The following is an 11,954-nucleotide window of genomic DNA, read 5'->3' on the forward strand; positions in this document are numbered from 1 at the left end:
CCATCCTCACCCGGGCCGCGCCGGCCTACTCGTCGGCGACGGCGGTGCCGGGACGGCGGCCGGGGGCGGCGTCCCGGACCAACCGGCGGGCGGCGTCCACCTCGCGGGCGACCGGGGCGAGGACGCCGTCGGCGTGGATCTCGGCGTCGTCCGGCGGGCGGTGCGCGCGGATGTCGTCCTCCAGCTCGCGGATGGCGCGGCGCAGGACGGCGACCTGCGCCAGGTCGGGCGCCGGCTCGCCGTGCCGGGTGGCGATCACGGCCTCGGTCACGGCGTCCGACGTCCGTTCCAGCTGGACGATGACCGGCCAGAGGGCGGCGGCGCGGGTGCTGACCGGCGGCGGCTCGGCCAGCCGGCGCTGCAGCTGCGTCTGCAGCTCGGTGAGCGTGCGGTAGCTGCGCCGGCGGGCTCGGCGCCGCTCGGCCGGGCTGCCGGTGAAGGCCGCCTCGACGAACTCGTCGAGGGCGTGCGCGGCGTCGCGCAGCGCCTCGTCGAGCGGCGCCCGCCACGTCTGCGGCCACAGCAGGTAGCCGAAGACCAGCACGATCGCGCAGCCGATGAGGGTGTCGAGCAGCCGCGCGCCGACCAGCCCGGGGCCCCCGGGCAGGGCGATGTCCAGCAGCAGGATGATCACCGGCGTCTGGAAGACGGAGAACAGGCCGAAGTTGGCGCCGCGGGCCCACGGCAGCAGCGCGGCGGCCGCGGCCATGGCGACCAGCACCCATGCGTTCCGCGGCAGCACCGCCAGCAGCACCGAGCCGAGGAGGACGCCGAGCAGCGTGCCGGCACCGCGCTGGACCGCGCGGGTGAACACCGACCCGAAGTCGGGCTTGAGCACGATGGCGACGGTGAGCAGCACCCAGTAGGGCCGCTCGATGGGCAGGTACTGGCGGGCGATCTCGGCGATCGTCATGCACAGGGCCAGGCGGACGGCGAAGCCGCGGGTGTCGGGGCTGCCGAGCGTGCGGTCGGCGAGGTCGCGCAGGCGCAGCCGCCAGTCCAGCCGGATCGGGGAGACCGCCGCCCCGGCCCGCTCCTCGGGGTCGCCGACGACGTTCCACGCCAGCCGCAGCCCGTGGCGCACCGCCCGCCGGGTGGGCTCGCCCTCCTCCAGGGCCTCCGGCCGCTCCTCGGGCAGCTCCTCCCTGCCGGCCACCGCGGCGGCGAGGGCGTGCACGGCGCCGACGTCCTGCGGGTCGGCGGGCACCCCGGCGCGGGCGGTGGCCACCGCGCCCTCGACCAGCGGTGCGGCCGCGTTGAGGACGCCGGCCAGCTCGGAGAGCTCGCGGCTGCGCCCGGCGGTGTGGCTGCGCGAGCGGATGACCCGGTCGTAGGCGTCGTTGAGCGCGGTGGTCAGCTTGCGGCGCGCCTCCTCGGACTGCGGCGTCCCGGCCGCGGCGAGCAGCTCGCCGATGCGGGTGAAGACGGTCGCGACCGCCGTCCGGTCGGGGTCGCCCCGCTCGGTCGCGTACTGCACCAGCGTGGTGAGCGTCGCCCACGCCGTCCCGGCGACGAAGCAGCCGACCTCGGCCGCGGCGGACAGCGGGGTGACCAGGCCCGAGGCGAGGGCGGTGTAGACCAGCAGCTGGAGGGAGCCGAGGGACAGCGCGGCGTTGACCGCGCTGATGAACGCCGCCAGCGCAGCAGCGACCGCGACGACGACCACCGGCAGCCACCCGCCGCCGGAGGCGAACTGGCCGATGACCAGCCCGATGCCGCCGAAGACGGTCGCCGCAGCCGTGCGACGCAGCCGGTCGCGCAGCGGGCCGCCCTGCGGGGCGAGGCTGCCGGCGAGCGCGCCGGTCGTGGCGAAGACGCCCGCCCCGAGCACCGGCCCGGGCTCGATGCCGCCCTCGACCGCGACCGCCACGGCGAGGGGCGCGGGCACGGTCACGGCGAAGCGGACGACGTCCCGCCACGGCACCGGGGGAGGGGTCGTGCGCACCAGCTCCTCCAGCCAGGCCGGTGCACGCAGTGCCCGCTCCGCCACGGTTCCCGAGCTTTCCATCCCGCCGCTCTGGGACGCTCCGGGCGTGGCCGGTGTCGCTGCTGTCCGGGTCGCCTCGGCCGCGGACCTGAGGGAGGTCCCCGCGGTCGAGGAGGCCGCCGACGAGCTGTTCCGGGAGCGCGGCGTGCTGGACCTGCCGGCCGCGGCTCCGGCCGACCTGCGGGCCCGGGCGTGGCGGGTGCTGGTGGTCGGGCGGCCGGTGGTCGGGTTCGCCGTCCTGGAGCGGGTGGACGGCGACGTGCACCTGGAGCAGCTGTCGGTGCACCCGTCGGCGATGCGGCAGGGCGTGGGTGCTGCGCTGCTCGCGGCCTCGGTCGACGCGGCTCGGGCGGCCGGCGCCCGGCGGGTCACCCTGCTGACCTACGCGGACGTGCCCTGGAACGCGCCCTGGTACGCCCGGCACGGGTGGCGGGTGACCGATGACCTCGGTCCCGAGCTGGAGGCGCTCGCCGGGCACGAGGTGGAGCTCGGCCTGACCCGGCACGGCCGCCGCGTCGCCATGGCCCGGCCGGTGTAGCCGCCTCCGCGTCGAGCTCGTCGCACTCGCGCCGTCCGCCGGGTCGCTGACCTACTCTCCGGCCGGTGAGCGTGACACTGGGGGAGGTCGTCGCCGCGCTGGAGGCGCGCTACGACCCCGCGCTGGCCGAGGACTGGGACGCCGTCGGGCTGGTCTGCGGGGATCCGGACGAACCGGTGGAACGGGTGCTGTTCGCCGTCGACCCGGTGGCCACCGTCGTCGACGAGGTCGTCGAGAGCGGCGCCCAGCTGCTCGTGACCCACCACCCGCTCTTCCTGACCGCGGTCCACGGCGTCCCGGCCGACGACCCCAAGGGCCGCCTGGTGCACCGCCTCGTCCGCTCCGGCGCCGGCCTGTTCGTCGCGCACACCAACGCCGACAGGGCGCCCGACTCCGGCGTGAACGACGCCCTCGCCGCGGCCCTCGGCCTCACCGGCACCCGTCCGCTCCAGCCGGCCTCCACCGACCCCCGCGCCGGGCTCGGCCGCGTCGGCCGCCTCCCGGAGCCGGCGACCCTCGCGGAGTTCGCCGAACGGGTGGCCGCAGCCCTGCCGGGGACCGTCGGCGGCGTCCGCGCGGCCGGCGACCCGGGACGCCGCATCGAGACCGTCGCCGTCTGCGGCGGCAGCGGCGGCTCGCTGCTCCCCGCCGCAGCGGCGGCCGGTGCCGACGTCCTCCTCACCAGCGACCTGCGGCACCACCCCGTGTCGGAGGCGCAGGAGGTACCGGGTCCAGCGGTCTGTGACGTGGCACACTTCGCCTCCGAGTGGCCCTGGCTGCCCGTCGCGGCCGACGTCCTCGCCCGCGACCTGTCCGGCCGGGTGGACGTCGCCGTGTCCCGGCGGCGCACCGACCCGTGGACGACGCACGCCGGGGCCAGCCGCTGACCCGGTCGCAGCCGCGGCCGGACGACGACGCCCCCGGGGCCGTCCCCGGAGGAGGAGGCCGGCCGATGAGCGCGGGGACCAGACCGCCGGCGGACCCGCGCACGCGGGACGTCGCGCCCGCCCGCAGCGACCGCAGCCCGTGGAACTGGCTGCTGCTGGTCGCCGTCGTGGTCCCGCTGCTGGTCCCGCTCTACAACCGGGTCGAGCCCACGCTCTTCGGCTGGCCCTTCTTCTACTGGGTGCAGCTGGCGTTCGTGCCCCTCGGCGTCCTCGCCACGTTCCTCGCCTACCGCGCGACCCGGCGCCGCCCGACCGCCGGCCGCACGGCTCGGGAGCGCTGAGCGGTGGACGGGGTCAACGTCGTCGAGCTGGTCATCGTCTGCGTCCTGTTCCTCCTCGTGACGGTGATGGGGTTCGTCGCCGCCCGCTGGCGGCGCGCCGAGGACCTCATGCACCTGGACGAGTGGGGCCTGGGCGGGCGCAACTTCGGCACCTGGGTCACCTGGTTCCTGCTCGGCGGTGACCTGTACACGGCCTACACCTTCGTCGCCGTCCCGGCGCTGGTGTTCGGCGCGGGCGCGGCCGGCTTCTTCGCCGTCCCGTACACGGTCGTGGTGTACCCGCTGGTCTTCCTGGTGGTCGTCCGGCTGTGGTCGGTCAGCCACGTGCGCGGGTTCGTGACGCCGGCGGACTTCGTCCGCTCCCGGTTCGACTCGCCCACGATGGCGCTGCTGGTGGCGATCACCGGGATCGTCGCGACGATGCCCTACATCGCGCTCCAGCTGGTCGGCATCGAGGCCGTGCTCAAGGCGATGGGCGTGGAGGGCGAGCTGCCGCTCATCGTCGCCTTCATCATCCTGGCGCTCTACACCTACAACTCCGGGCTGCGGGCGCCGGCGCTCATCGCGTTCGTCAAGGACACCCTGATCTACCTGACGATCATCGTCGCGGTCATCGTCATCCCGTCCAGGCTCGGCGGCTGGGACGCGATCTTCGGCGCCGCCGAGGCGAAGTTCGCCACCACCGGCACCGGCGGCCTCGTGCTGGGCGAGGCCTCGCAGCTGAACTACGCGACGCTGGCCCTGGGCTCGGCGCTGGCGCTGTTCCTCTACCCGCACACGATCACCGGCGCGCTGGCGGCGAGCGACCGCGACGTCCTCAAGCGGAACATGAGCGCGCTGCCGCTCTACAGCTTCGCGCTGGCCTTCATCGCCCTGCTCGGCTTCATGGCCATCGCGGCGGGGGTGACGCCGATCGGCGGCGACGGGAACACCATCGTCCCGGTGCTCTTCCAGCAGATGTTCCCGAGCTGGTTCGCCGGCATCGCCTTCGCCGCCATCGGCATCGGTGCCCTGGTGCCGGCCGCGATCATGTCGATCGCCGCGGCGAACCTGTTCACCCGCAACATCTACAAGGAGTTCCTCAAGCGCGACGCCACCGCGCGGCAGGAGGCGCAGGTCGCCAAGGTCGTCTCGCTGATGGTCAAGCTGGGCGCGGTCGCGGCGATCATCTTCATCGACCCGCAGTTCTCCATCGACCTGCAGCTGATCGGCGGCGTGATCATCCTGCAGACGCTGCCGTCGGTGGCGATCGGCCTCTACACCCGCTGGTTGCACCGCGGCGGCCTCGTCGCCGGCTGGGTGGCCGGCATGGCCGCCGGCCTGCTGGCGCTCTACGTCACCCAGCGGGTCGGTCCGGACGGCACGGTGCTGCGCGAGCACTTCGGCGGGTCGGCGTTCGCGTTGTCCGACCTCGGTCTCGACACGGCCGTCACGGTCTACGCCGGCTTCGTCGCGCTGCTGGTCAACCTGGTGGTCACCGTCCTGGTCACCGCGGCGCTGCGGGCAGCAGGGGTGGACCCGGGCGTCGACGGGACGGCGGACACCGACTACACCGCCGAGCGGGACGACCCCACCTTCCGCGAGCTGCCCGACCCGCTGGAGTCGGCACCGCCGGGAGCGACGGGGGAGCGACCGGCCCGCAGGTGAAGGACCCCGTGGAGGACCCCCCTGCCCCCCACCGCTCGCGAGCTCGCGGCGGGCCCCTGCAGGGGGGCCGACGACGCTCGCGGCGGTGCCCCGTACGGGGGCCGGGACCGGGGCGGTGCCCCGGTAGGTTGGACGGGTGAAGGCCGACCACTTCGACCAGCAGAAGCTGCTGGCCCTCGCCGCCGAGGACGTCGCCCTGGGCCAGCTCGCCCACCGCCGGCGCACCCTCCCCGAGAACGCCGCGGTCGAGGCCGCGGCCGGGAAGGAGCGGGAGCTGGCCACCGCCGTGGTGCGCGCCGAGACCGAGGTCCGCGACCTGCAGCGGGAGGTCAAGCGACTCGAGGGCGACGTCGAGACGGTGCGCGCGCGGGTGACCCGCGACCAGGGACTGCTCGACTCCGGCAGCGTCTCGGCCAAGCAGATGACCGACCTGCAGCACGAGATGCAGTCGCTGGCGCGGCGGCAGTCGGACCTGGAGGACCAGGAGCTCGAGCTCATGGAGCAGCTCGAGACCGCGGAGGCCGCCCTCGCCGAGGCGCAGGAGGGACAGCAGACGGCCCAGGCCGAGCTGGAGCGTGCCCAGCAGCTGCGCGACGACGCCCTGGCCGACATCGCCGACGGGACGGCGCAGCACGAGGCCGCCCGCACCGAGGCCGCCGCCCGCATCCCGGCCGACCTGCTCGCGCTCTACGAGCGGATCCGCACCCAGACCGGCAGCACCGGCGCGGCCGTGCTCAAGGCCCGCCAGTGCCAGGGCTGCCGCATCGAGCTCTTCGGCAAGGAGCTCGCCGCCGTCCGCAACGCCGACCCCCACGAGGTGGTGCGCTGCGACAACTGCGGCCGGATCCTCGTACGCACCGCGGAGTCGGGGCTGTGACCCGCCGGCTGGTCGTCGAGGCCGACGGCGGCTCGCGCGGCAACCCCGGCCCGGCCGGCTACGGCGCTCTCGTGCGGGACGCGACGACCGGGAAGGTGCTGGCGGAGCGGGCCGAGTCGGTGGGCCGGGCGACCAACAACGTCGCCGAGTACGGCGGCCTGGTCGCCGGGCTGCAGGCCGCGCTCGACCTCGACCCGACCGCCGACGTCGAGGTGCGCATGGACTCCAAGCTCGTCGTCGAGCAGATGTCGGGTCGGTGGAAGGTCAAGCACCCCGACATGCAGAAGCTGGCGCTGCAGGCCCAGCAGATCGCCCGGCAGCTGGGCAGCGTCCGCTACACCTGGGTGCCCCGGGCGCAGAACGGCGCCGCCGACGCGCTGGCCAACAGCGCGATGGACGGCCGGCCGGTCCACCGCGACCTCGCCGCCGAGCCCACCACCGCGGGCGACGACGTCCAGCCGGTGACCCCTCGCGCGCCCGCCGTCACCACCGTCACGCACCTGCTGCGGCACGGGCGGACCGGGCACACGCCGGAACGCCGCTACAGCGGCCGCAACGACCTGCCGCTGTCGGCGATCGGCCGGGCCGAGGCCGAGGCGGCGGCGAAACGGGCCGCGGAGCTCGGCATCGACGTCGTCGTGGCCTCGCCGCTGCGCCGCACCCGGGAGACCGCCGAGGTGGTCGGCGCGGTGCTCGGGCTGCCGGTGCAGTACGACGACGACCTGGTCGAGCTGGACTTCGGCGACTTCGAGGGCCTCACCGCCGAGGAGGCCAAGCAGCGGCACCCGCTGGCCGCCCGCCGGTTCGCCGAGGACATCACCGTCGCGGCACCCGGCGGGGAGTCGGTCGCCGACGTCAGCGACCGGGTCGCCCGGGCCCGGGCCCGCATCCTGCGGGGGCACGCCGGGAAGACCGTGCTCGTCGTCTCCCACGTCACGCCGATCAAGCTGCTGCTCGCCGCCGGCCTCGACGTGCCCGACGACGTCGTCCACCGGGTGTTCCTCGAGGCGGCGTCCCTCAGCACCATCGCGTGGCGCTCCGACGGGCGGGCCGCCGTCCGCCTGGTCAACGACACCGGGCACCTCCGCTAGGAGCAGGACCCCGTCCTCCCCACCCCTCGCACGCTCGGGCGGAGGCGCCCGGCGGCGGGAGGCGACGGTGATGGCCGCGAGGACCCGCGGGAGGTGGAGGGCCGGCGGGTCACCCACCTCCTCCACGACGTCCGGCGGTGACGGGAAGCGCGGACGGGGGGACGGCGTTGGTCGGGGTGCCCCGCGCCACAGCCACCGTGTCACGCGGGGCATCATGTGGCCGCCGTCCACCCCGCCGAGGAGCCCCGTGACCGCCACCACCGCGCCCGCCACCCCCGCCGTCGCCGGCGACGAGCGCACCCTCTCGCCGGCCGAGTACGAGACGTGGGCCGCAGAGGTCCGCAGGCTGGCCGAGGAGCGCGGCGCGGTGATCCTGGCGCACAACTACCAGGTCCCCGAGATCCAGGACGTCGCCCACTTCACCGGCGACTCGCTGCACCTGTCACGGGTCGCGGCGCAGACCGACGCCCGCGAGATCGTCTTCTGCGGCGTCCACTTCATGGCCGAGACGGCGAAGATCCTCTCGCCGGACAAGACCGTGCTGCTGCCCGACCACGAGGCCGGGTGCTCGCTGGCCGACTCCATCACCGCCGAGCAGCTGCGCGAGTGGAAGGCCGAGCACCCCGGCGCCGTCGTCGTCAGCTACGTGAACACCACCGCGGCGGTGAAGGCCGAGACCGACATCTGCTGCACGTCGTCCAACGCCGCGGACGTGATCCGGTCGATCCCGGAGGACCGGGAGGTCCTCTTCTGCCCCGACCAGTTCCTCGGCGCGCACGTCAAGCGGGTGACCGGGCGGGAGAACGTCCACGTGTGGGCGGGGGAGTGCCACGTGCACGCCGGCATCAGCCCGTCCGACGTCCGCGCGCAGGTCGCCGCCCACCCGGACGCCGAGATCCTCGTGCACCCGGAGTGCGGCTGCACCACCTCGGTGCTCGACCTGGTCAGCCACGGCGACCTGCCGGCCGAGCGCACGCGGGTGATGTCCACCGGCGGCATGGTCGAGCAGGCCGCGACCACGCGCGCCCCCCAGGTCCTGGTGGCCACCGAGGTCGGCATCCTGCACCAGTTGCGGGCGCTCAACTCCGGGACGCAGTTCATCCCGATGAACGACCGCGCCGCCTGCCGCTACATGAAGATGATCACGCCGGCCAAGCTGCTGCAGACGCTGCGCACCGGCGAGGGCGCGGTGGACGTCGACGCCGAGACCGCCGCCCGGGCCCGTCGGGCCGTGGAGGCCATGATCGCGATCGGGGAGCCCGGCCGCGGCGGCGAGTGAGTCCCCGGGCCTCTCCGCGGAGATGGCCGGGGACTCACCGCAGGACGTCGTCGGAGATGTCGGCGACGATCGCCCGGAAGGTGCGGGTGTCGACCTCGTCGTCCACGGTGACGCGGACGATGTCGGAGACCTGCTGCTCGGAGGTCGGCCGCACGGCCGCGGCCCGCGCCGCGGCGATCAGGTGCAACTGCTGGACCCGGGCGGCGTCGTTCGCGTCCCGGACCGGGGAGAGTCGGTTCTCGCGCATGACCCGACGCTAGGCAGGGCCCCGCGTCCGGCGGGGAGGCGCGTGGCGTGTCCGCGTCAGGGTGGACCCCTCCGTCACACGTGTAACGCGGCCCACAGTGCGCGCGGGGCCCCGCGCGGTCAGATGCGCGTGAACAGGTAGACCGAGACCGCGACGCCGAAGACGACGATGAAGACCCGCAGCGGCCTGACCGGGATCCGGGTGGCGATGCGGGCGCCGAGGAAGCCGCCGAGCAGGCTGGCCGGCGCGGCGACGGCGACGACCTGCCAGGCGACCGGTCCGAACAGGCCGAACACGACGACGGTGACGGTGGCGGTGACCGCCGAGAGCGCCGACTTCAGCGCGTTGGCCAGCTTGAGCCGGTGCAGGCCCACCCCGAGGACGCCGACCAGGATGACGCCGAGCGCGCCACCGAAGTAGCCGCCGTAGACGGTGGCCAGGAACAGCGCCACGTACAGCCACCCCGGGTCGCGCCGCGGGCGGCCGTCCTCGGTCTGCTTCAACCGCCGGGTGAGCAGCGGCTGCACCGCCAGCAGCACGCTGGCCAGCAGGACCAGCACGGGGACGACGACGTCGAAGGCCTCGCTGGGCGTGGTGAGCAGCAGGACGCTGCCGGCGACGCCGCCGAGCAGCGCGACCAGGCCGAAGCGGAGCAGCCGTCCGCGCTGGCCGGTGTACTCCGAGCGGAAGCCGAGGACGCCGCCGAGGTAGCCCGGCCACTGGGCGATCGAGTTGGTGACGTTGGCGGCCACGGTCCCCAGCCCCAGCGCGACGAGCGTGGGGAAGAGGATCAGCGAACCGCCGCCGGCGACGGAGTTGATCGCGCCGGCGACGAGGGCGACGCCCGCCGCGATGGCCAGGTCGAGGGCGGACACGAACGGCGAGCCTACGGTGACCGCGTGGAGCTCACACGGACGGCGAGGGTCCTGGCGGCGGCGCTCGGCGGGTCGGGGGTGCTGCACCTGGTCCGGCCGCGCACGTACGAGTGGCTGGTGCCGCCGGAGCTGGGCGACGCCCGCGCCTGGGTGTACGCCAGCGGGGTGGCCGAGATCGGGACGGCCGGGCTGATGGCGGTGCCGGCGACGCGGCGGGCCGGGGGGTGGGCCGCGGCCGCGCTGCTGGTCGCCTTCCTGCCCGCGCACCTGCACACCTTCCGCGTCGTGCCGCGGCGGGCGCTGCCGATGACGGTGGCCGCCGTCCGGTTGCCGCTGCAGGCACCGCTGATCCGCATCGCGCTCGACGTGGCGCGGGGCCGGTGACCACCGTCGTCCTGGTGGCGGGGGCCTGGCACGGCGCCTGGTGCTGGGCGCGGGTGCTGCCGGCGCTGGAGCGGTCCGGGCACTCCGTCCTGCCCGTGCCGCTGACCGGGGTGGGGGAGCGGGCGCACCAGCTCTCGCCGGAGGTCACCCTCGCCACGCACGTCGAGGACGTCGTGGCCGCGGTGCGCGCCGCCGAGTGCTCCGGCGCCGTCCTGGTCGGGCACAGCTACGGCGGACTCGTCGTCACCGGTGCGGCCGACCGGCTGGGTGGGGAGGTCGGCCGGCTGGTGTACGTCGACGCCGTCGTCCCGACGCCCGGGCAGAGCTGGGCCGACGGCAACCCGCCGGAGACGCGGGCCGCCCGCCGCGCGGTGGTCGCCGAGCGCGGGCACATCCCGCCGCCGCCGGCGTCGGCCTACGGCCTCACCGGGGACGACGCCGCGTGGGTGGAGCAGCGGCAGACCCCGCAGCCCGGTGGGGTGTACGAGGACCCGGTGCACTTCGACGCCGACCGGTGGGCCGCCCGGCCGCGCACCTACGTCAACTGCACCGCGCCGGCGCTGCCGACCATCGACCCCTCGCGCCGGCTGGTGCGCTCCCAGCCGGGGTGGGAGGTCGTCGAGCTGGCCACCGGCCACGACCCGATGGTCAGCGCGCCGGACGAGCTGTCCGCCGTCCTGCTGGAGGTCGCCGGGCGCCGGGGTGCGGCGCCCGACGCCGTGGGAGACGGTGACCTGCACGTCCCGGCAGGTGCCGGGCCACCCCTGGAGCAGAGGGAGGGCGCATGAGCCGCCTCGTCGCCACCGCCAAGCTCCTCCGCGGCGGCGGGCTGCCGTGGCTGCGCGTCGCCCGGGACGGCCTGGCCGCCGTCCGGGTCGCGGTGGGCGCGGCAGGCCTGCACACCGGCGTGCTCGAGTGCCTGCGGGACGGGCCGGCCGACACCGCGTCCGTGCGCGCGCAGCTGGGCCTCGACGACGCCGGCCTGCTCGAGCCGTGGCTGCGGGTGCTGCAGGGCCACGGACTCGTCCGCGCCTCGACGGGCGGGTGGTCGCTGTCCCGGCGCGGACGGCGGCTGCTGGACGACGCGGTGCTGCGCGGCGCGTACGAGGGGTTCGCCGGCTTCCACACCGGGCTCTACCGCGAGCTCCCCCAGCAGCTGCACGGGGGACCGCCACGCCGCGACGTCGCGGAGCGGGGGGAGACGATCGCCCAGCTCACCCGCGCGATGGAGCCGGTCCTGCACGAGGCGCTGGGAACCGCGGTGCGCGAGGTGCACCCCGCGCGGGTGCTGGACGTCGGGTGCGGAGCGGGGCAGAACCTGGCCGCGATGCTGGCCGCAGCGCCGGCAGCGGAGGGCACGGGCATCGAGGTCGACGAGGCGGTCGCCGACATCGCCGAGCGGCTGCTCGCGCAGCGGGGGCTGGCCGGCCGGACCCGCGTGCTGCGCGGCGACGTCCTGGCCCTCGCGGCCGGCGGTGAGGCCGGCGGCCCCTACGACCTCGCGCTCCTCGCCAACGTCGTCTACTACCTGCCGCTCACCGAACGCGTCCGCCTGTTCCGGGCCGTGGCGGGACTGCTGTCGGAGGGCGGCGCGGTGCTCGTCACGACGACCGCCGCCACGCCGGACCCGTTCAGCCGGCACTTCGACCTGCTGCTCCGCGCCCAGGGCAGGGGCATGGAGCTGCCCGAGGTCGAGCCGCTGCGCCAGCAGCTCGCCGAGGCGGGGCTGCGGCCCGCACCGGCCCGGTGGCTCGTGCCGGGGCAGCCGCTGGTGGCCGTGCGGGCCCGGCGCTGACCGGCC

The 11,954-nt window shown here is 75.7% G+C and carries 13 protein-coding genes; 10 read left to right on the top strand and 3 right to left on the bottom strand.

Annotated features, from left to right (window positions below; all coding sequences use genetic code 11):
• Positions 1 to 25 precede the first annotated feature (25 nt).
• A complete protein-coding gene (locus tag ACI79G_RS10570; protein WP_456881082.1) occupies positions 26 to 2,008 on the bottom strand; it encodes an FUSC family protein in 1,983 nt (660 codons plus the stop codon).
• A gap of 25 nt (positions 2,009 to 2,033) precedes the next feature.
• On the opposite strand from ACI79G_RS10570, the gene ACI79G_RS10575 reads away from it, so the two are divergent.
• The 7 genes from ACI79G_RS10575 to nadA all read left to right on the top strand — a co-directional run bounded on the left by ACI79G_RS10575 (position 2,034) and on the right by nadA (position 8,647).
• A complete protein-coding gene (locus ACI79G_RS10575) occupies positions 2,034 to 2,525 on the top strand; it encodes a GNAT family N-acetyltransferase (protein WP_456881083.1) in 492 nt (163 codons plus the stop codon).
• A 65-nt stretch (positions 2,526 to 2,590) separates the two neighbouring features.
• Positions 2,591 to 3,412 (top strand): Nif3-like dinuclear metal center hexameric protein, encoded by an 822-nt coding sequence (locus ACI79G_RS10580; protein WP_456881084.1) that lies wholly within the window; start codon positions 2,591 to 2,593, stop codon positions 3,410 to 3,412.
• A 65-nt stretch (positions 3,413 to 3,477) separates the two neighbouring features.
• Positions 3,478 to 3,753, top strand: coding sequence for a DUF3311 domain-containing protein (locus tag ACI79G_RS10585; protein ID WP_456881085.1), 276 nt, complete (start codon positions 3,478 to 3,480; stop codon positions 3,751 to 3,753).
• Positions 3,754 to 3,756: 3 nt separating this feature from the next.
• Complete coding sequence (mctP, locus tag ACI79G_RS10590; RefSeq protein WP_456881086.1) at positions 3,757 to 5,400, top strand: monocarboxylate uptake permease MctP; 1,644 nt, start codon at positions 3,757 to 3,759, stop codon at positions 5,398 to 5,400.
• Positions 5,401 to 5,536: 136 nt separating this feature from the next.
• Positions 5,537 to 6,277, top strand: a complete 741-nt coding sequence (locus ACI79G_RS10595; protein WP_456881087.1) for a zinc ribbon domain-containing protein — start codon at positions 5,537 to 5,539, stop codon at positions 6,275 to 6,277.
• The gene (locus ACI79G_RS10600) at positions 6,274 to 7,368 is read left to right on the top strand and encodes a bifunctional RNase H/acid phosphatase (protein WP_456881088.1); all 1,095 of its coding nucleotides are present in this window, start codon (positions 6,274 to 6,276) and stop codon (positions 7,366 to 7,368) included. The genes ACI79G_RS10595 and ACI79G_RS10600 overlap by 4 nt, the downstream gene beginning before the upstream one ends.
• 247 nt (positions 7,369 to 7,615) lie before the next feature.
• Positions 7,616 to 8,647, top strand: coding sequence for a quinolinate synthase NadA (gene nadA / locus ACI79G_RS10605; protein ID WP_456881089.1), 1,032 nt, complete (start codon positions 7,616 to 7,618; stop codon positions 8,645 to 8,647).
• A 34-nt stretch (positions 8,648 to 8,681) separates the two neighbouring features.
• Here nadA and ACI79G_RS10610 read toward each other — a convergent pair whose 3' ends face one another.
• Together ACI79G_RS10610 and ACI79G_RS10615 are read right to left on the bottom strand one after the other, a co-directional pair.
• Positions 8,682 to 8,894, bottom strand: coding sequence for a hypothetical protein (locus tag ACI79G_RS10610; RefSeq protein ID WP_456881090.1), 213 nt, complete (start codon positions 8,892 to 8,894; stop codon positions 8,682 to 8,684).
• A gap of 119 nt (positions 8,895 to 9,013) precedes the next feature.
• Entirely contained in the window at positions 9,014 to 9,769 is a 756-nt protein-coding gene (locus tag ACI79G_RS10615) for a sulfite exporter TauE/SafE family protein (RefSeq protein WP_456881091.1), read from the bottom strand.
• Between the two features lie 24 nt (positions 9,770 to 9,793).
• Between ACI79G_RS10615 and ACI79G_RS10620 the strand changes: the two genes are divergently transcribed.
• Genes ACI79G_RS10620 through ACI79G_RS10630 form a run of 3 tightly spaced genes read left to right on the top strand, consistent with a single transcriptional unit; the run spans position 9,794 to position 11,948 of the window.
• On the top strand, positions 9,794 to 10,153 hold the full coding sequence (locus ACI79G_RS10620) for a DoxX family protein (RefSeq protein ID WP_456881092.1): 360 nt from the start codon (positions 9,794 to 9,796) through the stop codon (positions 10,151 to 10,153).
• Positions 10,150 to 10,941: an alpha/beta fold hydrolase gene (locus tag ACI79G_RS10625; protein WP_456881093.1), complete on the top strand. Its 792-nt coding sequence runs from the start codon at positions 10,150 to 10,152 to the stop codon at positions 10,939 to 10,941. Before ACI79G_RS10620 ends, ACI79G_RS10625 begins: the two co-directional genes overlap by 4 nt.
• Positions 10,938 to 11,948, top strand: coding sequence for a methyltransferase domain-containing protein (locus tag ACI79G_RS10630; protein ID WP_456881094.1), 1,011 nt, complete (start codon positions 10,938 to 10,940; stop codon positions 11,946 to 11,948). Before ACI79G_RS10625 ends, ACI79G_RS10630 begins: the two co-directional genes overlap by 4 nt.
• Positions 11,949 to 11,954: the final 6 nt, after the last annotated feature.

The organism is Geodermatophilus sp. SYSU D00779, assembly GCF_054050595.1.

Bases quoted from the DNA above. Each gene is read 5' to 3' on its own strand.
- ACI79G_RS10570 (WP_456881082.1), bottom strand. From the start codon at position 2,008: ATGGAAAGCTCGGGAACCGTGGCGGAGCGGGCACTGCGTGCACCGGCC.
- ACI79G_RS10630 (WP_456881094.1), top strand. From the start codon at position 10,938: ATGAGCCGCCTCGTCGCCACCGCCAAGCTCCTCCGCGGCGGCGGGCTG.
- ACI79G_RS10585 (WP_456881085.1), top strand. From the start codon at position 3,478: ATGAGCGCGGGGACCAGACCGCCGGCGGACCCGCGCACGCGGGACGTC.
- ACI79G_RS10610 (WP_456881090.1), bottom strand. From the start codon at position 8,894: ATGCGCGAGAACCGACTCTCCCCGGTCCGGGACGCGAACGACGCCGCC.